Here is a 19,685-nt window from a genome sequence, read left to right as displayed (position 1 = left end):
GGTCCCAGCGCTTACCCCTTCGTCAGCCTGTACTGCCCCAGATCCGGGTCATGCGTCATGTGCCAGTAGTCCACGAAGCGCCAGGGCATCGCGGAAAACACGCGGCCGCTACTGTTCCGGTAATACGTCGTCATGCCGGGATGGGTCCAGATCATCGCCTCGTGCTCGGCATCGACTTTGCGGACATAGTCGTCGTGCACGTCCGGACGGACGTCGATGGCGGCGACGTCGCGCTCGATCATGTCGGCGAGACACGCCGAGATGTAGCGGCTCTGGCACTCCGACTGGAAGATGACGCTGCCGCCATGCGCCGGGCCCGAGTTCGGGCCGAGCATGCAGAAGAAGTTGGGGAAATCAGGCACGGTGAGGCCGAGGAACGCGGTCGGGTTGTCGTTGCCCCAGGCGTCGCGCAAATTCCTGCCGTTGCGGCCGCTGATGTTGAGGCGCGCCGCCATCTCCGTGACCTTGAAGCCGGTCGCAACGACGATGATGTCGGCGGACCGGTGCTTGCCGTCTGCGGTGACGATGCCGCTCTGGTCGAAACGGTCGATTGCGTCGGTGACGAGCTCGACATTGTCCCGCCTCAAGGTCCTGAACCAGTTGTTGTCGAGCAGGATGCGCTTGCCGTAAGGCGGATAGGTCGGCACGCATTTTTCGATCAGGTCCGGCCGGTCCTTCAGCTCGGTGAGGATGAAGTCGGTCAGCTCCTGCCGGTGCCGGTCGTTACCCTTGTTGACGGCGCGCTCCGGATGCGGCCAGGCCGGGTCCTTGCGCAGGAACGGCAGGAGGCCGTCGCCGTAGCGCCAGAACATGTTGAAGCGATACCACTGCACATAGAACGGCAGATGCGCGAGCAGCCAGCGCGCGCCCTCGCTGATCGGGTCGGAATAGCCCTTCACGGGCCGCGCCCATTGCGCGCTGCGCTGATAGACGGTGACCGAGGCGACGCGGCCGGCAATCGCCGGCACCAGCTGCATCGATGTCGCGCCGGTGCCGATCACGGCGACATGCTTGCCGTCGAGATCGATATCGCCGGACCATAGCGCCGAATGCAGGATCGTGCCCTTGAAGTCCTCTTCGCCCTTGAAGTGCGCACGGGAGGGATCGTTGAGCTGGCCGATGGCCGAGACCAGCGCGGTGGATTCGAAGGTCTCTTCGCCGTTCCCGGTCTTCAGCGTCGAGATCCAGCGCTTCTTGCCTTCGTCCCAGCGCGATGAGGTCAGCTCGGTGTTGACGCGCAGATGCTTGCGGATGCCGTATTCATCGGCGACCTTCAGGAGATAGCCGAGCAGCTCCTCGCGCTGGCAGAAATAGCGCGTCCATGCGTTGCGCGAACCGAACGAATACGAATAGGAGTGGTTCGGCGTATCGACGCCGCAGCCGGGATAGCGGTTGATCCACCAGGTGCCGCCGAGCTCGTCATTCTTCTCGACGATGGTGTAGGGGATGCCGAGATGGCCGAGCGCCACGCCGAGCGCGATGGCGCAGACGCCGGCGCCGACGATCAGAACGTGCTGTTCCGCGAGCTTGTCGTCGGAGGGACGCACCGTCCACCGCGTCTCGCGCGGCACAAAGCCCATCTCCTCGCGCATCAGGGGCGCATATTCCGGCGCGACATGCTCGCCGAGGCAGGCGCGCATCATCTTCAGGAGCAGCTCTTCGCCGGGGTCGGTGATAACCGGCTGCGGCGCGCCATTGGCGAAGAGGTTGACCACTGCGGCGCGGATTTCGTCCTGGATCTCCTGGGGCATGCCGGCTTCGGGATCGGGAATGAGGCGGATGTCGCGCTTGGGCAGGTAGGGCGGCTCGAGCCAGCGCGCCTCGCCGGTCATGTGCACCAGCACCATCAGGAGGCAGCGGATGTCGCCTTCGGCGATCGCGGAGGCGATATCGAGCGGCTGGCGGGGAGATACGATGTTCATGGGCGTTTCCTGATCTCCGGATACAGCTTGGGATGGGCGGAGATCGCCGAATGGGACGCGCATTCTGCACGGGACTGGCGAACCACGCCACGGTCGTCGGCAAGGGCCAGACGTTCTATGCCGCCGGAATCGACGAGGTGAGGGCCAATGCCGCAATCCGGTGGGCGCCGGTGTCCAAATAGGCCGGAAGAAGAAAACTGTTGTCCCGGGGGCGTTCGACGGAAGGAGTTTCCCCGTCGAGGCGCAAAAACGCCAATCGCTTCCATTGCCGTTTGAGGCCGAAACGACGACATTCCGTTCAGAATTTGATGGATTGGCGCAAGCTATGGAACGCACTGGATTTGAACCCTTCGGCGAGCAGCTGGTGTCCGCGACCGACACCCAGCCGAAGTCGCGCGCCTCGAAGCTCCTATTGCGGGCCGGAACCACGCTGTTCTGGTCGCTGGTTGCGGGCATCGTGCTTGCGCGCGCGGCCTTCTTCGAGCCGGGCATCTATGACGGCTTCAGCCGCGTCGCCTCGCTGGCCAAGAACCTGATCTTCTGAGCCGGTTTATTCCGGGTCGAGGACAGAACTTCCCTCGGCCCTGATATGTCGAAAACTTATTTCCCAATTGGATCGTGCTGCGTATAAATCTTTCTCCTCTGGGAGAGATTTGTGTCGCAGAATCAAGCATCCAGCCCGGCCGATGCCAAGCCGGCCACCGCCATGAGCCGCATTGCGGCGCTGATTCCGGGCATCCTCCTCTGCATCGCCGTTGCCGGCGTCTCGGCCCTGCTCGAGCGGGCGGAACTGGGCGTGTTCGAGCATCCCTATGTCGAGGCGCTGGTAATGGCGATCCTGCTCGGCATGGCCCTGCGCAGCTTCTGGAAGCCCGCGCCACGCTGGCAGGCCGGCATCGCCTTCAGCGCAAAACAGCTGCTTGAAGTCGCGGTGATGCTGCTGGGAGCCTCGATCAGCTTCGCGGCCATCGCTGCCTCGGGCATCGCGCTGCTCGCATCGATCGCCGCGGTCGTCGTGATCGCGCTCTGCGTCTCCTTCGGTCTCAGCCGGCTGCTTGGCCTGTCGACGCGGCTGTCGATCCTGATCGCCTGCGGCAACTCGATCTGCGGCAATTCGGCGATCGCGGCCGTGGCGCCGATCATCGGCGCCAACAACGACGAGATCGCATCCTCGATCTCCTTCACGGCGATCCTCGGCGTCATGATGGTGCTGGGCCTGCCGCTGTTGATTCCGCTGCTGCAACTCTCCGCAACGCAATACGGCATCCTCGCCGGCCTGACCGTCTATGCGGTGCCGCAGGTGCTCGCCGCAACGGTGCCGGCCGGCCTCGTCTCGACGCAGATCGGCACGCTGGTAAAATTGATGCGCGTGCTGATGCTCGGCCCCGTCGTCGTCGGCCTGTCCCTCGTTGCCTCGCGCTGGCAGAGCGACGCCAAGAAGACCAATGTCGGCTTCTTCCGCCTGGTCCCGTGGTTCATCCTCGGCTTCCTCGCGCTGGCGACGCTGCGCTCGCTGGAGATCGTCCCTAGCACGGTGGTCGGACCGGTGACGAAGATCACCAGCTTCCTGACGGTCGTCTCGATGGCCGCACTTGGCCTCGGCGTCGACGTCCGCGTGCTCGCCAATGTTGGCGGCAGGGTGACGGCCGCGGTGACGCTGTCGCTGATGCTGCTGCTCGGCATCAGCATCGCGCTGGTGCACTGGTTCAAGTAGGCAAAGCTGCGGCTGCGAACTCCTCTTCCTTCTCCCCTTGTGGGAGAAGGTGGCGCGAAGCGCCGGATGAGGGGTTCTATCCGCGAGTTCGAATAGGGAGAGGGAAGCCTGTGGAAGCAGACCCCTCATCCGGCGCGCTGCGCGCGCCACCTTCTCCCGCAAGGGGAGAAGGAAAGGGAGAGCGCTTCGAGCGATCGCTAAATCACATCCGCCAGCGAATGCCCGTGCAGCTCGATGTTGAGCCCCTGCATGCCCATGTCGGTGATCTCGCCGCCCATCGCCTTCAGGCTCTCCTCGCGGATCAGCGACATCAGCCCGCGGCGCAGCGCCAGAAATTCCGACGACATCATCATCGATTGCTGGCGCGGCCGCTCCAGCGGGATCGGAATCTCCGCCTTGATCGAGCCGGGGCGCGCGGTCATGCAGTAGACGCGGTCGGACAGGAAGATGGCTTCGTCGATGTCGTGGGTGACGAACAGCACCGAGATCTTCAGCCGCTGCCACATGTTGGTGAGGATCTGCTGCATGATGACACGGGTCTGCGCGTCGAGCGCGCCGAACGGCTCGTCCAGCAGCAGCACCTTCGGCCCCGTCGCGAGCGCGCGGACGATGCCGACGCGCTGCTTCATGCCGCCGGAGAGCTTTTCCGGATAGTGCTTCTCGAAGGCCTCGAGCCCGGCGAGCCCGAGCAGTGTGCGCGCGGCGCGCTCGCGCTGGGAGCGCGGCATGCCGCGCATCTTCAGGCCGAACTCGACGTTCTCCCGCACCGTCTTCCAGGGAAACAGCGAATATTGCTGGAACACCATGCCGCGCTCGGCGCTGGGGCCGTTGACGCGTTCGCCGTCGACGGTGACTACACCGGTGGTTGGCTTGAGGAATCCCGCGACCGCGTTGAGCAGCGTCGACTTTCCGCAGCCGGAGGGGCCGACGATCGAGACGAATTCGCCGGGCTTCACATGGATCTGCGTATCGGTGACGGCCTGGACCGGCCCCTCGATGCTGTCATAGCTGAGCGAGAAGTTTCGGACTTCGATATGGCCCTTCGACGGGTTCGTGAGCATCTCGCTCATGTCGACCTCCACGGCATCACCAATTGCCCCGCGCCGCGGATCAACAGGCTCGATCCAAGGCCGAGCACGCCGATCGCGATCATGCCGAGCGCGATGTCGGCATACTGGACCAGCGAATAGGCCTCCCAGGTGAAGTAGCCGATGCCGTACTGGCCCGAGATCATCTCGGCGGCAATCAGCGACACCCAGGCGACGCCCATGCCGACGGTGAGGCCGGTGAAGATGTGGGGCAGCGAGGCCGGAAAATACACCTCGCGGAAGATCGAGCGTTCGCGCGCGCCGAGACACTGCGCGGCGCGCACCAGCACCGGATCGACCAGCGACATGCCGTGCAGCGTGTTGACCAGGATCGGAAAGAACGAGCCGAGGAAGGTGATGAAGACGATGCTCTGCTCGTTGGTCGGCCACAGCATGATCGCCATCGGCACCCAGGCGATCGCCGGGATCGGCCGCAGCACCTCCGCGACGGGGAAGATGATCTCATGCACCAGCTTGAAGCGGCCCATGATCAGGCCGAGCGGCACGCCGACGATGGCCGCAAGCGAGAAGCCGATGAAGATGCGCCGGCAGCTCAGCACGATGTGCATCAGGAATTTCGGATCGTGGATCGCCTTGGTGAAGCTGGCATAGACCGCGAGCGGCGAGGGCACGTTGGTGAAGCGCACGAAGAACACGACCCGGTAGGTCGTGAGCAGGTGCCAGACCAGAAGGAACGCGATCAGCGAGGCGATGCCGATCGCAGTGGCACGCAGCCGGCCCTGGTTCAGCCGGTACCAGCGCAGCGCGAGCGTGCCGAAGGAGGGCGGTATCTTGGGCGGTGTCTTGGGAGGTGTCTTGGGCGGAGCGGCGGGCGCTGGGCCCGCCTCTGCGATTGCTGTTGCCGGCATGCTGTCCTCGGGATGTCTGAGGAGGGCGGGACTGCTCACGTCTTGCCTCCGCTGACCGCCGCCTTCACCGCGTCGTCGAAGCCGAGCACCTTGCCACTGATCTTGGCGGCATGGGCTTCGGCATCCTTCTTCAGCAGGAACGGCGCGACCTCGTCATTGCCGACCGCGAAGAAGGCCTGGTCGGCGAACAGCTTGATGCCGCGGGTGGTGTCGAAGACATAGGCGACGTTGATCTTCTTGCCCTTGGCCTTGAAGTCGGCATAGGCACCGAGCGTGCAGGCGGCGGACGCAAACGGCAGGATGCCGGCGTCATCCACCCAGATCTCACCGGCCTTGCGCGGATCGGTGATCGGCTTCTTGCAGAAAGCGTCCTCGCCGGAAATCTCGTAATTCTTCGTGCTTCCAAGCTGCGCGTCATAGTCGAGCTTCATCTCGGCATAGGCCTTGCGGATGTAGCTGTCGTCCACCCACTTCTTCGGATCGAACTCCTTCATGCGGCCGAGATTCTGGAGCACCTTGACGTCGGTCGTGGCGGCATCAATCAGTGCCGGCTTGACCGTGGGGTCAGTGGTCATGTTGCCGCTGGGGCCGAGGAAGATGTAGACGACCTCCTTGTTGATGCCGGTCCATTCCTGGACCTTCTCGGCGGCGAGCTTGGGATCGTCGCGCAGCCACTGGTTGGCGGCGATCAGCGCCTTGAAGTAGGCGACGACGACTTCAGGGTATTTCTCGGCGAAGTCGGTGCGGACCACGATGCCGTGGAAGGTCGGCAGGTTGGTCTCGACCCCGTCGAAGATCTTTCGCGCGAAGCCGCGGAACGGCAAGAGCTCGGCGAAGGGGACGAAGTCGGCATGCGCGTCGATCTTCTTCTCCTGGAGATTGGTCGAGCCGACCTCCGGGCTCTGGCTGACGAGCTGGAAGAAGTCCGACGCGTAGCCGCGGTCCTGCATCGCCTTGAGCACCATGCCGTGCGCGGCGGAGCCGAATGGCACGCTGACCAGCTTGCCCTTGAGATCGGCAAGATCGTAGTAGGGCGAGTCCTTGTGGACGACGAGGCCATTGCCGGAGCCGGACAGGCTGTAGGCGGCAACACCGACCAGGCGGCTCTTGCTCTCCGGATTGCTCTCGAAGGTGAAGCCGTTCACGATCAGCGGATAGTCGCCCATCATGCCGATCTGAAGCTTGTTCGCCATCATCGCATTGGTGACGGGCGGGCCGGAGGTGAAATTCTGCCACTCCAGCTCGAACTTGATGTTGGCGTATTTGCCGTCCTTCGGCAGGTATTTTTCGAGGAGATGGAGCTGGCGGATGACGACGCCGGCGGTCACCGTGTTGGTCGTGGTGTCCTGCGTTCCGATGCCGAGCGTTACGGTTTCCGCCGAAGCCGGCTGCGCGAGGATCAGCGCCAGCGACGTCACCGACATCGCGATCGAGAGTGTGGGAAGATGGCGGACCATTCTCATCCTCATTCGGTTGGATGTGCTGTGGTTGCCATGATTGGGTGAGGGCACGGGCAGGGCAAATCCGGAATGACCGCCGCAGTCGATTAGTTGCCGGGAAAAGCTGATTGCATACTCCTTGGGCAGTCCTGCACTATAAAGCCGCTTGCCTGTGCAGCGGCCCTGGCCGCGGGCTCCCTTAATCGGACGCTTGGCCGCGCATCTCTTCCAGGACGTCGGTGCGGCACACCACGATCTGCGAGCGTTTGGTCACGACGATTCCCTTCTCCTGCATGCGCTTGAGGCTGATCGTGACCCATTGCCGGGTCGCGCCGACCATGTGGGCGATGTCGGCATGGGTGAAGGCCGCCGCAATCACGGTGCCGTCGGCGTCCGCGACGCCGTAGAGCTCGACGAGATGCAGCAGGAGATGCGCAAGGCGCTGCGTGATCGATCGCGTTCCCAGCATCTGCGCCAGTGCCGAATAGCATTTGCCCTTGAAGGTGAGACCTTCGATCAGGCCGATCGCGAGGTTCGGGATCTCCAAGGCAAGGGACCGCAGTTCCCTTCCGGGCAGGTGCACCACGCTGCAATTGCTGGATGCGACGCCGGACCATTGATGCACGGTGCCTTCGAATACTTCCGGCCCGCCGACGAAATTGCCGACATGCCAATAGGCCAGCGTGATCTCGCGTCCGAGCGGGGACGTATAGAACACACGGATGCGGCCGCTTTCGATCAGCCAGATGCCGTCATGCTTGCCGCCCTGGCTGAACAGCGTCTGGCCGCGGTTGAGCACTTTTCGCCGGCCCTGCTTCAGCACCAGTTCCCGCTCGCGCGGTGAGAGCTTGTCCATCAGCGACGGCGGTCCGCCGATCCATTGCTGGTTCTCGGTGAGCAGCAGCGAGGAGCTTCCGGCAGGCCGGACTGCTGGGGGAACAACCCCGCGAACCACATTGGCCGCCTGCAACATCTCTGCCTCCGGAACGTTCAAGTCGTTCTAAAGAGGAGCAATGTCCGTGCCAGATGGGGTGGGGCACTCACACAGCTGTCATCGCCCGCGAAGGCGGGCGATCCAGTATTCCAGAGACGTCAATGAGTTATCGAGAGGCCGCGGCGTACTGGATTCCCCGCCTTCGCGGGGAATGACAGCGGTGGCCGTTGCTTGGCTGAAGCGTCTCTCCAGCGTCGTCCTGGCGAAAGCCAGGACGACATCGAATGTTGGGTCAGCGTCCCGCCAAACTCAACAAATACGCCTTCGGGTAAATCCCCCGGTTATGTCCATCCGAGAACGAGATGTTCAGCCCGTAGCCGAGATCGCCGATCTCGATGATGGCGATACCCGGAAACGCTTCAGGGAAGCGGCCGTCGAAGCGGGCACGGGTGCAGTGGGCGCATTTGCAGGAGAGGCGAAGCTGCTCGGCCGGCAGGCTCAACGCGTCGTCCTGCGTGGTGCGGACGAGGAGCGCGGCGAGATCGGCGCTGGCCTCATAGTTGGCTACGGTCGGTGCCACCAAAGTCATGGTCATGACGAACCTCCGGATCCTCTCTACGTCGTCGTGACGCCGCTGCGATAGCAACTAATTGCCAGCGCGAGTGCGCCCGCCTGACCTTCGCTGCCTCCTCTTCAGTCACCGCGCGAAATGTGAAACTAATCGACCGGGAATTTCACTTACGAATTGCCGGACTCTGCTCTCTCCGAAACCTTGGGCGCCATCGATGGCCAAGGAGAGACCATGAGCGCATTTCAGAAGGAAACGGTTCTGTCGGTCAGGCACTGGACCGACAGCCTGTTCAGCTTCACCGCGACGCGCGATCCCGGCTTCCGCTTCCAGAACGGCCAGTTCGCGATGATCGGGCTTGAGGTCGAAGGCAAGCCGTTGATGCGGGCCTACAGCATGGCCAGCGCCAATCACGAGGAGGCGCTCGAGTTCTTCTCGATCAAGGTGCAGGACGGGCCGTTGACCTCGCGCCTCCAGAAGATCAGGGAAGGCGATATCATCCTGGTCGGCCGCAAGGCCACGGGCACGCTGATCACCGGCAACCTCATTCCCGGCAAGCGCCTCTTGCTGCTCTCGACCGGCACGGGACTCGCGCCGTTCGCCAGCCTGATCAAGGACCCTGATGTCTACGAGAATTACGAGACCATCGTGCTCGCCCATGGCTGCCGCCAGGTCTCCGAGCTCGCCTATGGCGAGCACCTCGTCGAAGGCCTGCGCAACCACGAATTCTTCGGTCCCTTGATCCGCAACAAGCTGGTCTACTACCCGACCGTGACCCGCGAGCCGTTCAAAAACCGCGGCCGCATCACCGATCTGCTCGCCTCGAACCAGCTGTTCGACGACATCGGGCTATCCGGCCTCGATATCGAGACCGACCGCATCATGCTCTGCGGCAGCCCGGCGATGCTGGAGGAACTCCCTGCGATGTTTTCGGCGCGCGGCTTTGTCGAGGGCAATCACAGCCAGCCCGGCCATTTCGTGATCGAAAAGGCTTTTGTCGAGCGCTGAGGCCAAATCGCATCCCGGCGACAACTAATTGCTATCGCCGGACAGCCCCCTGAACAAATCTGATGCAAAGGCGCCGGCTATCGGCGAACCAGGAGCAAGCGATGGCACTAGATGAGATCGTCGACGGACTTTCGGAGGTTTCCTGCGATGTGCTGGTCATCGGCGGCGGCACGGCCGGCCCGATGGCGGCGCTGAAGGCGAAACTGAAGAACCCGAAGGCCAATGTCGTCCTGCTCGAGAAGGCCAACGTCAAGCGCTCCGGCGCGATCTCGATGGGCATGGACGGGCTGAACAACGCCGTCATCCCCGGCTACGCGACGCCGGAGCAGTACACCAAGGAAATCACCATCGCCAATGACGGCATCGTCGACCAGAAGGCGGTCTATAAGTACGCCCAGAACTGCTACAAGATCATCGAAGAGCTCGACAGTTTCGGCATCCGCTTCCTGAAGAACGAGAACGGCGACTACGCCGTCAAGAAGGTGCATCACATCGGCACCTATGTGCTGCCGATGCCGAACGGCGAGACCGTGAAGAAGGCGCTGTACCGTCAGCTCCGCCGCGCCCGCATCCTGATCTCCAACCGTTACATGGCGACGCGGCTGCTCAAATCCGCAGACGGACGCATTGCCGGTGCGATCAGCGTCAACACCCGCACCGCCGAAATGCTGGTGATCAAGGCCAAGGCCGTGATCCTGTGCATGGGCGCCGCCGGCCGCCTCGGCCTGCCGACCTCCGGCTACATGTTCGGTACCTACGAGAACGCCGCCAATTCCGGCGACGGCTACTCCATGGCCTATCACGCCGGCGCCGCGCTCGCGAACCTCGAATGCTACCAGATCAATCCGCTGATCAAGGACTATAACGGCCCGGCCTGCGCCTACGTCGCCGGTCCCTTCGGCGCATTCACCGCCAACAACGAGGGCTCGCGCTTCATCGAATGCGACTACTGGTCCGGCCAGATGATGCTGGAGTTCTACAACGAGCTTCTGTCCGGCAAGGGTCCGGTGTTCCTCCAGCTCAAGCATCTTCACCCCGACACCATCTCGGAGATCGAATCCACGCTGCACAAGGTCGAGCGTCCCACGCGCGGCCTGTTCCAGCAGGGGCGCGGCGTCGACTACCGCAGCGAATCGATCGAGATGCACATCTCCGAGATCGGCTTCTGCTCCGGCCACAGCGCCTCCGGCGTGTTCGTCGACGACAATGCCCGCACCACCGTGCCCGGCCTCTACGCCGCCGGCGACATGGCGAGCGTGCCGCATAATTACATGCTCGGCGCCTTCACCAACGGCTCGGTCGCCGGCATCGATGCGATGGAGTTCGCCGACAGCCACGACTTTGCGGAATTCGACGCCGCCGATGTCGCGCTGGAACGGGATCGCGTGATGGCGCCGACCAAACGCGAGGACGGCATTCCGCCGAACCAGGTCGAGTACAAGACCCGCCGTCTCGTCAACGACTATCTCCAGCCGCCGAAGGTCACGCGCAAATACGAGCTCGGCATGCGCCGCCTCGCCGAGGCGCGGGAGGACATGCAGGAGCGCATGATCGCGCGCAACGCGCACGAGCTGCTGCGCGCCCTCGAGGTGCAGTCGATCATGGATTGCGCCGACATGGCGGTGCATGCCTCGCTCTACCGCGAGGAGAGCCGCTGGGGCCTCTACCACTGGCGCACCGATTTCCCGGAGAAGGACAACGAGAACTGGTTCTGCCACACGCTGCTGAGCAAGCGGGACGGCAAGATGACCAGCGAGAAGCGCGCCGTCGAACCGTACGTCGTGCCGATCGCCGACGACGAGAAGGACCTCTACGACAAGCAGCGCATCCGCGCCTCCGCCTGATCCACCAGACCATAGCAACAGGAGACATCTTATGCCTCTCGCTTCCTATCAGACATCGGTTCCGGTGGTCGTCGACGACGCCAAGTGCATTGCGGACAAGGGCTGCACCGTCTGCGTCGACGTCTGCCCGCTCGACGTGCTGCGCATCAGCGAGATGACCAACAAGGCCTACATGGCCTATGACGAGTGCTGGTACTGCATGCCCTGCGAGGCCGATTGCCCGACCGGCGCCGTCACCGTCAACATTCCCTATCTGTTGAGGTGATCATGTCGAGCCCGTTCGAGTCCTACGACGACCTCGAAGACGCCGACGAGCGGCTTCAGGCCGCCGATCCCGCCGAGCGCCGTGTCGCCATCATCGCGCTCGGCCATTCCGGCGATCCCGCCGCCGTCGGCCATCTCGCCAACATGGTCGCAGATCCCGATGCCGGCGTGCGCCAGCAGGTGGCGATGGCGCTCGGCGAGTTCGACGGGCCGGAAGCGGCGAGCGCGCTCGTCAAGCTGCTGGTCGATCCTGAGAGAATCGTCGCATCGGCCGCCGCCGACAGCATGGCCGAGTTCAAGGATCCGGCCTGTGCCGAGATCATCCTGCCGCTGGTCAAGCATGCCCACGCCTTCGTCCGCATGGGCGCGCTGCGCGCGCTGAAGGAACTGCGCTGCAAGGACACGCTGAAGCCGGCGCTAGAAGCGCTCCAGGATGCGGATGCCGCCGTGCGCGTGCAGGCGATCGGCGTGATCGGCTTCCTCAAGCTGGAGGAATCCATCCCCGCGCTGACCGCGCTGATCAACGATCCCGACGCCCATGTGCGCCGCGCCTCAGTCAGCGCGCTGGCGTTCTCGCAGATGAAGCCCGCGGCGGAGACGATCACGCGCGCGCTGAAGGATGCGGACTGGATGGTGCGCGAGATGGCGGCGGAGACGCTGGGCCTCAACGTCAACGGTTCGCTCGCGGCCGACCAACTGATCGCCTGCCTCGCCGACGAATTCTGGCAGGTGCGGCTGAAGACGATCCGCAGCCTCGGCAGGATGAAGATCGAGCGTGCGGTGCGCCCGATCGGCAATTGCATCAACCACGACCAGGCCAATTTGCGGAAGGAAGCGGCCGCCGCGCTCGGCGAGATCGCCCATCCCGACGGCGAGGCGTTCCTGGCCGTCATCGCCGACGATGCCGACCCTGATGTGCGCAAGAACGCGCGTTGGGCGCTTCAGCAGATCGCGGCCCGCAAGGCGCGGGCAGGCGCATAGAGGCGCGGGGCAGGAGCATAGCGGCCCTTCGCCGCCGGTCTGGACTTCCCCTGCCAGACGTTTATTGGTCTTCGCCAATGGGATCGGCTGCCGTGAACGCGGCCGGTCCTTAGAAACAGCGAGGACGCCGGCCATGACGACATTGACTGTCAAAGACCTTCTCCCCGAGGATGGCACGCGGGGAACGCTCGTCGGCCGCGTCTGGCTGCCGCAGGTCAATGGTCCGGCCGTGGTGGCCGTGCGCAGCGATGGCGTCTTCGACGTCACCGCCAAATTCCCGACCATCAGCGCGCTCTGCGAGGAGGACAATCCCGCCAAGGCGCTTGCCGCGACCAAGGGCGAACGCATCGGCGATCTCGACGCCATCGTGGCCAATACGGCCCCCGATGGGCGCGACCCGAAAAAGCCGTGGCTGCTCGCGCCGGTCGATCTCCAGACCCTGAAGGCGGCCGGCGTCACCTTTGCCATCTCGATGCTGGAGCGCGTGATCGAGGAGCGGGCCAAGGGCAATCCGGCCTCGGCCGAAGCGATCCGGAAAGAGGTGACGCGGCTGATCGGTGACGATCTGTCAAAGCTCAAGCCGGGCTCGGACCAGGCGATGCATCTGAAGCAGGTGCTGATCGACCAGAACGCCTGGAGCCAGTATCTCGAGGTCGGCATTGGCCCCGATGCCGAGGTCTTCACCAAGGCTCCGACCCTGTCCTCGGTCGGCACCGGCATGGACGCGGGCCTGCATCCGAAGTCGACCTGGAATAACCCCGAGCCGGAGCTCGTGCTGTTCGTTTCGAGCCGCGGCAGGATCGTTGGCGGTTCGCTCGGCAACGATGTCAATTTGCGCGACTTCGAGGGGCGTTCGGCGCTGCTGCTGTCGAAGGCCAAGGACAACAATGCGTCCTGCGCGATCGGCCCGCTGCTGCGCTTGTTCGACGAGAGTTTTTCGCTCGATGACGCGCGCAAGCTCGACATCAGCCTGAACGTGAAGGGGACGGACGGTTTCGTCCTCGACGGCCATTCCTCGATCAGCAAGATCAGCCGCGATCCGACCGACCTCGTCGAACAGACCATCGGCAAGGTCCATCAATACCCCGACGGCTTCGTGCTGTTCCTCGGCACCATGTTCGCGCCGGTCAAGGATCGCGACGCGCCGGGGCAGGGGTTCACCCACAAGCGCGACGACATCGTCACGATCGCCGCGCCCCAGCTCGGCAAGCTCGTCAACCGCATGCGCACCAGCGACGAGTGTGAGCCCTGGACCTTCGGCTTCAGTGCGCTGATGAAGAACCTCGCGCAGCGGAAGCTGATCTAGCGCTGGTCCGACTTCAACTCGCGCCCGCGAATTTGTAGCAGGTCGTCATGCCCGGGCTTGTCCCGGGCATCCACGTTCTTTGTCCCGCGGGTGAGGCGTGGATGGCNGGGACAAGCCCGGCCATGACGGTGCGGCCGCAGCCGACCCCCGCATCATTTCCTTCATCCCCTCGTTGCATCGCTAGAACAAAATCGCGCTGGGCGTGTCATAGAGCCACCCCATCCCGCCAAGGTGTGGTTTGCTCCAAATAGTAAAATAATATGACTAGTCGGAACCGATCTTCTGTGAAATAGTCCCCTCCGCCGCCCGCAAAGGGCGGTTTGCGGGTGCCATGCTACCAATCGGCGCCCGAGATAAACACAAGATCACTCTTGGGAGACACGCCTGATGACCCCTAAAGCCCTCTTTGCGGCCACCGCTACCGCCGCGTTGTTGCTCGCGCTGCCGGCGAAGGCCGCCGAGCTCACCATCGGCTTCTCGCAGATCGGATCGGAATCCGGCTGGCGCGCGGCAGAGACCTCGGTCTCCAAGCAGGAGGCCACCAAGCGCAAGGTCAATCTCAAGATCGCCGACGCGCAGCAGAAGCAGGAGAACCAGATCAAGGCGATCCGCTCCTTCATCGCGCAGAACGTCGATGCGATCTTCCTCGCGCCCGTCGTCTCGACCGGCTGGGACTCGGTGCTGAAGGAAGCCAAGGAGGCCAAGATCCCGGTCGTGCTGCTCGACCGCGACATCGATCCCTCCGGCAAGGAGCTCTATCTCACCGCCGTGACGTCAGACAGCGTGCACGAAGGTGAGGTCGCCGGCGACTGGCTGGCCAAGACCGTCGGCAGCAAGGCCTGCAGCATCGTCGAATTGCAGGGCACGGTCGGCGCGAGCGTCGCCGCCAATCGCAAGAAGGGCTTTGACACCGCCATCGCCAAGCATGCGAACCTGAAGGTGGTGCGCAGCCAGACCGGCGACTTCACCCGCGCCAAGGGCAAGGAGGTGATGGAGAGCTTCATCAAGGCTGAAGGCGGCGGCAAGTCGATCTGCGCGGTCTATGCGCATAACGACGACATGATGGTCGGTGCGATCCAGGCGATGAAGGAAGCCGGCCTCAAGCCCGGCAAGGAGATCCTCACCGTCTCGATCGACGCGGTCCCCGATATCTTCAAGGCCATGGCCGCCGGCGAAGCCAATGCCACGGTCGAGCTGACGCCGAACATGGCGGGCCCCGCACTCGATGCCATCGCGGCCTTCAAGGACAAGGGCACCGTTCCGCCGAAGTGGATCCAGACCGAGTCCAAGCTCTATACAGCAGCCGACGATCCGCAGAAGATCTACGACAGCAAGAAGGGCCTCGGTTATTGAGGCGGGTGCCGCGCCGGGCCGCTCCCCGTGGTCCGGCGCCCCCCTTCGAAACCGCTGCGCGAACGAATAGGCTGGGTGTCCGCGTCATCAGCGGGCGCCGGTGGGAGTGACGTTGCTATGGAGAGCGGCCCCGATCCTGCCTCGCCCCTTCTGGAGGTGCGCGGGATCAGCAAGAGCTTCGGTGCTGTGCGTGCGTTGCAGGAGGTCGACTTCACGCTTCGCGCCGGCGAGATCCATGCGCTGCTCGGGGAGAACGGCGCTGGCAAGTCCACGCTGATCAAGGTCGTCACCGGTGTATTCCCGCGCGATGCCGGCATCGTCCGGCTCGGCGGCGAGGAGGTTGCGCCGCGCTCGGCCAAAGCCGCGCTTCAGGCCGGCATCGCCACCGTCTACCAGGAGGTCAATCTGCTTCCGAACCTCTCGGTGGCGCAGAACCTGTTTCTCGACCGCCAGCCGATGCGCTTCGGCATGGTGCGCGACGGCGAGATGCGCCGCCGCGCCAGGACGCTGCTCGCCGACTTCGGCCTCGACATCGACGTATCAGCGCCGCTCGGCAGCTATTCCGTCGCCGTGCAGCACGTCACCGCGATCGCGCGCGCCGTCGATCTGTCCGCGCGCGTGCTGATCCTGGACGAGCCGACCGCGAGCCTCGACCGTCACGAGGTCGAGATCCTCTTCGGCATCATGCGCCAGCTCGCGGGGCGCGGCATCGGCATCGTCTTTGTCAGCCACTTCCTCGACCAGGTCTACGAGATCTCCGACCGCATCACCGTGCTGCGCAACGGCCGGCTGGTCGGCGAGCGCGAGACCGCGTCGCTGCCGCGGATCGAATTGATCCGCATGATGCTCGGCCGCGAGCTTGCGGAGACCACCAGTGCGCGGGCGGCGACGCGCGAGCATCAGGCGCGCGAGATCTGCGCGAGCTTCGAGAATTACGGCAAATCCGGCTATGTCGCGCCGTTCAATCTCGAGCTGCGTCATGGCGAGGTCGTCGGCCTCGCCGGCCTGCTCGGCTCGGGCCGCACCGAGACGGCGCGGCTGGTGTTTGGCGCCGAGCGCGCCGATCGCGGGCAGGCGAAGGTGGAAGGCGCGCCCGTGCGGCTGCACTCGCCGCGCGACGGCGTGCGCCACGGCTTTGGCTATTGCCCGGAGGAACGCAAGACCGACGGCATCGTCGCCGAGCTCAGCGTGCGCGAGAACATCGTGCTGGCGCTCCAGGCCAAGCGCGGGCTGCATCGCCCGCTGTCGCGCCGCGAGCAGGACGAGATCGCGCGCCGCTACGTCAAGATGCTGGACATCCGTCCGCCCGATCCGGAACGCCCCGTGGGCCTGCTCTCCGGCGGCAACCAGCAAAAGGTGCTGCTGGCGCGCTGGCTCGCGACCTCGCCGCGGCTGCTGGTGCTGGACGAGCCGACCCGCGGCATCGACGTCGGCGCGCATGCCGAGATCATCCGCCTGATCCGCGAGCTCTGTGACGATGGGCTCTCGCTGCTCGTGATCTCCTCGGAGCTGGATGAGATCGTGACCTATTCGGATCGGGTCGTGGTGCTGCGCGACCGCGCCCATATCGAGGAGCTCGCGGGCGAGGCGATCGATGTCGGCAACATTCTCGCGGCCATCGCGGCCGACGGCGCCGCCATCGCGCATGAGGGGCGGGCATGACAGCGCTGCTGCCGCGCCGCGGCCTTGCCCAGATCCTCGCATTGATCGTCATCCTCGCGGTCGACCGCGTGGTGTCGCCGCAATTCTTCGACTTGCGCCTCCAGGACGGCCGTCTGTTCGGCAGCCTGATCGACGTGCTCAACCGCGGCACGCCGGTGGCGCTGCTCTCGCTCGGCATGGTGCTGGTGATCGCGACGCGCGGCATCGACCTCTCGGTCGGCGCAATCATGGCGATCTCGGGCGCAATTGCGGCCAGCCTCGCTGACAGTCACGGGCTTCCGGTCGTGCTGGCGGCCTCGCTTGGCGCCGGCCTCGTCTGCGGCTTGTGGAACGGATTTCTCGTCGCCGTGCTCGGCATGCAGCCGATCGTGGCGACGTTGATCCTGATGGTGGCGGGGCGGGGCATCGCCCAGCTCATCACCGAAGGGCGTATCGTGACGTTTTCCTCGCCCGACCTGGTCTGGCTCGGCAACGGCGCCATCCTCGGCCTGCCGGTTCCGGTCGCGATCGCCTTGGGCATGCTGATCCTCACCGGCGCGGTGGTGCGCGGTTCCGCGCTCGGGCTCCTGATCGAGGCGACCGGCGGCAATGCGCGGGCGAGCGAGCTTGCCGGCGTCGGCACGCGGGCGATGATCCTGTCGGTCTATGTCTGGTGCGGCGTCTGCGCCGCACTGGCCGGCGTGATCGCCGCGGCCGACATCATGGGGGCGGATGCCAACAATGCCGGCCTCTGGCTCGAGCTCGACGCCATCCTGGCCGTGGTGATCGGCGGCACGTCTCTGTTCGGCGGCCGCTTCAGTCTTGTGCTCGCGGTGCTGGGGGCGCTGATCATCCAGACCATGAACACCGGAATCCTGCTGTCAGGCTATCCGCCGGAATTCAACCTGCTGGTCAAGGCGGTGGTTGTGCTCGCTGTTCTGCTGCTGCAATCTCCGAAATTCTCGGGACTTGCCGGTATCGCTGCGCGGCTGCGGAGGACGAAAGCATGAAAGGCCTGCCGCCCGTCCTGATCACGGCCATCGTGCTCGTCGCGGGCTTCGCGCTCTGCGCCATGCAATTCCCCAACATCGCCTCCACCCGCGTGGTCGGCAATCTCCTCACCGACAACGCCTTCCTCGGCATCGTCGCGACCGGGATGACCTTCGTCATCATCTCCGGCGGCATCGACCTGTCGGTCGGCTCGGTGATCGGCTTCACCACCGTCTTCGTCGCGCTGGCGATCGAGCGCTGGGGCGTGCCGCCGCTGGTCGCCTTCGTCGCCATCCTCGCGCTCTCGGCGGCGTTCGGCGCGGCGATGGGCGCGGTCATTCATGTCTTCGACCTGCCGCCGTTCATCGTGACGCTGGCCGGGATGTTCCTGGCCCGCGGCGCGAGCTTCCTGCTCTCGACGGAATCGGTGCCGATCACCGCGCCGGTCTACTCCACCGTGTCGGACTTCGCGCTGCGCATGCCCGGCGGCGGGCGGCTGACGGCGATCGCGATCATCATGCTTGTGATCGTGATCGGCGGCGCCTTGCTGCTGCATCTCACCCGGTTCGGTGCCAATGTCTATGCGCTCGGCGGCAGCCGGACGACCGCGAGCCTGATGGGTGTCGCCGTGGGCAAGATGACGGTGAAGATCTACATGCTGTCGAGCCTGCTCGCAGGAATCGCCGGCATCGTGTTCTCGTTCTACACCAGCGCCGGCTACTCGCTCTCCGCCGTCGGCGTCGAGCTCGACACCATCGCCGCCGTCGTGATCGGCGGCACGCTGCTCACGGGCGGGCAGGGCTCTGTGATCGGCACCTTCCTTGGCGTGCTGATCCAGGGCCTGATCCAGACCTACATCAATTTCGACGGCACGCTGTCGAGCTGGTGGACCAAGATTGCGACCGGCGTATTGCTGTTCGCCTTCATTGCCTTGCAGCAGGGGCTGGTTGCGCTTGCGCGCCGGCCCGTGGCCAAACGCGCGGGAGCTGCCACATGACCTCGCGCATCGTCGTCATCCCGACGCGCCGGGCTCACTCCAACCACGCGGAAGTGGCCCGCTCGATCGGCGTCGACATCATCGCCGGGCGCTACGCGGAGGGGACACGCCTGCCGGGTGATGCCGAGATGATCGCGATGTTCGGCGTGTCGCGGCCGGTGCTGCGGGAGAGCGTGAAGACGCTGGTGGCCAAGGGCCTGCTCACCACCAAGGCGCGGGTCGGCACCGTCGTGCGCGAGCGCGCGGCCTGGAACATGTTCGACGCCGACGTGCTGGCCTGGCATCTCGACGCCGGCATCGACAAGCGTTTCCTCAACGACCTCGCCGAGATCCGTCTGGCGGTCGAGCCGCGCGCGGCCGAGCTCGCAGCGAAGCAGCGGTCCGAGGAGGACCTCGTCGAGCTCCGGCGCAGCATGGAGCGCATGCGCCGTGAAGCCTCCGACTCGGTGGGCTTTGCCGATGCCGACCTCGCGCTCCACGTTGCCGTGGCGCGGGCCTCCGGCAATCTGTTCATGCGCTCGATCGGGCATGTCATCGAGGCCGCTCTTCGCGCCTCCTTTCTGCTCAGCGCGCCGGTCGAGCCGGAGGACCGCGACACCGTGCTGCTCTGGCATCAGAAGATCGTCGACGCGATCGAGGCCGGCGATGCCGAGGCGGCATCGGAGGCCATGATCTATGTCATTCACAACGGCATGCACCGCCACGAGGATACGGTGATCGAGACCGCCCCGGCCGATGCGCTGCCATCAGCGGATACTGGAGAATAA

General features: G+C 64.8%; 19 protein-coding genes. 13 read left to right on the top strand and 6 right to left on the bottom strand.

Annotated elements, in window-relative coordinates; genetic code table 11:
• Nucleotides 1–11 precede the first annotated feature (11 nt).
• Nucleotides 12–1,922: an NAD(P)/FAD-dependent oxidoreductase gene (locus A3M7_RS0124685; protein WP_027546307.1), complete on the bottom strand. Its 1,911-nt coding sequence runs from the start codon at nucleotides 1,920–1,922 to the stop codon at nucleotides 12–14.
• A gap of 50 nt (nucleotides 1,923–1,972) precedes the next feature.
• On the opposite strand from A3M7_RS0124685, the gene A3M7_RS51075 reads away from it, so the two are divergent.
• From A3M7_RS51075 to A3M7_RS0124670, 3 genes are all read left to right on the top strand, one after another.
• Nucleotides 1,973–2,104: a hypothetical protein gene (locus tag A3M7_RS51075; RefSeq protein WP_256374881.1), complete on the top strand. Its 132-nt coding sequence runs from the start codon at nucleotides 1,973–1,975 to the stop codon at nucleotides 2,102–2,104.
• A 143-nt stretch (nucleotides 2,105–2,247) separates the two neighbouring features.
• A complete protein-coding gene (locus A3M7_RS49845) occupies nucleotides 2,248–2,466 on the top strand; it encodes a hypothetical protein (protein ID WP_027546306.1) in 219 nt (72 codons plus the stop codon).
• 111 nt (nucleotides 2,467–2,577) lie between these two features.
• Nucleotides 2,578–3,636 carry a YeiH family protein gene (locus A3M7_RS0124670; RefSeq protein WP_027546305.1) on the top strand — a complete coding sequence of 353 codons (1,059 nt, stop codon included), beginning with the start codon at nucleotides 2,578–2,580 and terminating at the stop codon, nucleotides 3,634–3,636.
• A 197-nt stretch (nucleotides 3,637–3,833) separates the two neighbouring features.
• Here the strand turns inward: A3M7_RS0124670 and A3M7_RS0124665 are convergent, their stop codons facing one another.
• The 5 genes from A3M7_RS0124665 to A3M7_RS0124645 all read right to left on the bottom strand — a co-directional run bounded on the left by A3M7_RS0124665 (nucleotide 3,834) and on the right by A3M7_RS0124645 (nucleotide 8,555).
• Nucleotides 3,834–4,706: an ABC transporter ATP-binding protein gene (locus A3M7_RS0124665; RefSeq protein ID WP_027546304.1), complete on the bottom strand. Its 873-nt coding sequence runs from the start codon at nucleotides 4,704–4,706 to the stop codon at nucleotides 3,834–3,836.
• Nucleotides 4,703–5,632, bottom strand: a complete 930-nt coding sequence (locus tag A3M7_RS0124660; protein WP_027546303.1) for an ABC transporter permease — start codon at nucleotides 5,630–5,632, stop codon at nucleotides 4,703–4,705. Before A3M7_RS0124660 ends, A3M7_RS0124665 begins: the two co-directional genes overlap by 4 nt.
• Nucleotides 5,629–7,050 (bottom strand): ABC transporter substrate-binding protein, encoded by a 1,422-nt coding sequence (locus A3M7_RS0124655; RefSeq protein ID WP_027546302.1) that lies wholly within the window; start codon nucleotides 7,048–7,050, stop codon nucleotides 5,629–5,631. Before A3M7_RS0124655 ends, A3M7_RS0124660 begins: the two co-directional genes overlap by 4 nt.
• 181 nt (nucleotides 7,051–7,231) lie before the next feature.
• Complete coding sequence (locus tag A3M7_RS0124650; RefSeq protein ID WP_027546301.1) at nucleotides 7,232–8,005, bottom strand: Crp/Fnr family transcriptional regulator; 774 nt, start codon at nucleotides 8,003–8,005, stop codon at nucleotides 7,232–7,234.
• Between the two features lie 253 nt (nucleotides 8,006–8,258).
• On the bottom strand, nucleotides 8,259–8,555 hold the full coding sequence (locus tag A3M7_RS0124645) for a gamma-butyrobetaine hydroxylase-like domain-containing protein (RefSeq protein WP_027546300.1): 297 nt from the start codon (nucleotides 8,553–8,555) through the stop codon (nucleotides 8,259–8,261).
• Nucleotides 8,556–8,768: 213 nt separating this feature from the next.
• Between A3M7_RS0124645 and A3M7_RS0124640 the strand changes: the two genes are divergently transcribed.
• The 10 genes from A3M7_RS0124640 (at nucleotide 8,769) to A3M7_RS0124595 (ending at nucleotide 19,685) form a co-directional block, all read left to right on the top strand.
• Complete coding sequence (locus A3M7_RS0124640; RefSeq protein WP_027546299.1) at nucleotides 8,769–9,542, top strand: ferredoxin--NADP reductase; 774 nt, start codon at nucleotides 8,769–8,771, stop codon at nucleotides 9,540–9,542.
• A gap of 101 nt (nucleotides 9,543–9,643) precedes the next feature.
• Nucleotides 9,644–11,386, top strand: a complete 1,743-nt coding sequence (locus tag A3M7_RS0124635) for a fumarate reductase/succinate dehydrogenase flavoprotein subunit (protein ID WP_027546298.1) — start codon at nucleotides 9,644–9,646, stop codon at nucleotides 11,384–11,386.
• Nucleotides 11,387–11,417: 31 nt separating this feature from the next.
• Nucleotides 11,418–11,651, top strand: coding sequence for a ferredoxin family protein (locus tag A3M7_RS0124630; protein WP_011085981.1), 234 nt, complete (start codon nucleotides 11,418–11,420; stop codon nucleotides 11,649–11,651).
• 2 nt (nucleotides 11,652–11,653) lie between these two features.
• Nucleotides 11,654–12,631, top strand: a complete 978-nt coding sequence (locus A3M7_RS0124625; protein WP_027546297.1) for a HEAT repeat domain-containing protein — start codon at nucleotides 11,654–11,656, stop codon at nucleotides 12,629–12,631.
• Between the two features lie 133 nt (nucleotides 12,632–12,764).
• Nucleotides 12,765–13,937 carry a fumarylacetoacetate hydrolase family protein gene (locus A3M7_RS0124620; RefSeq protein WP_027546296.1) on the top strand — a complete coding sequence of 391 codons (1,173 nt, stop codon included), beginning with the start codon at nucleotides 12,765–12,767 and terminating at the stop codon, nucleotides 13,935–13,937.
• Nucleotides 13,938–14,324: 387 nt separating this feature from the next.
• Nucleotides 14,325–15,290 carry a galactofuranose ABC transporter, galactofuranose-binding protein YtfQ gene (gene ytfQ / locus A3M7_RS0124615; protein ID WP_027546295.1) on the top strand — a complete coding sequence of 322 codons (966 nt, stop codon included), beginning with the start codon at nucleotides 14,325–14,327 and terminating at the stop codon, nucleotides 15,288–15,290.
• Nucleotides 15,291–15,407: 117 nt separating this feature from the next.
• Nucleotides 15,408–16,952, top strand: coding sequence for a sugar ABC transporter ATP-binding protein (locus A3M7_RS0124610; RefSeq protein WP_027546294.1), 1,545 nt, complete (start codon nucleotides 15,408–15,410; stop codon nucleotides 16,950–16,952).
• Complete coding sequence (locus tag A3M7_RS0124605; RefSeq protein WP_027546293.1) at nucleotides 16,949–17,941, top strand: ABC transporter permease; 993 nt, start codon at nucleotides 16,949–16,951, stop codon at nucleotides 17,939–17,941. The genes A3M7_RS0124610 and A3M7_RS0124605 overlap by 4 nt, the downstream gene beginning before the upstream one ends.
• Nucleotides 17,938–18,918: a galactofuranose ABC transporter, permease protein YjfF gene (gene yjfF / locus A3M7_RS0124600; protein ID WP_027546292.1), complete on the top strand. Its 981-nt coding sequence runs from the start codon at nucleotides 17,938–17,940 to the stop codon at nucleotides 18,916–18,918. Before A3M7_RS0124605 ends, yjfF begins: the two co-directional genes overlap by 4 nt.
• Nucleotides 18,915–19,685 carry a FadR/GntR family transcriptional regulator gene (locus tag A3M7_RS0124595; protein ID WP_027546291.1) on the top strand — a complete coding sequence of 257 codons (771 nt, stop codon included), beginning with the start codon at nucleotides 18,915–18,917 and terminating at the stop codon, nucleotides 19,683–19,685. Before yjfF ends, A3M7_RS0124595 begins: the two co-directional genes overlap by 4 nt.

This window comes from Bradyrhizobium sp. WSM2254 (assembly GCF_000472645.1).
Taxonomy (GTDB): domain Bacteria; phylum Pseudomonadota; class Alphaproteobacteria; order Rhizobiales; family Xanthobacteraceae; genus Bradyrhizobium; species Bradyrhizobium niftali.
The sequence above is the reverse complement of the archived record's forward strand: the minus strand, read 5'-3'. Positions and strand labels throughout refer to the sequence as shown.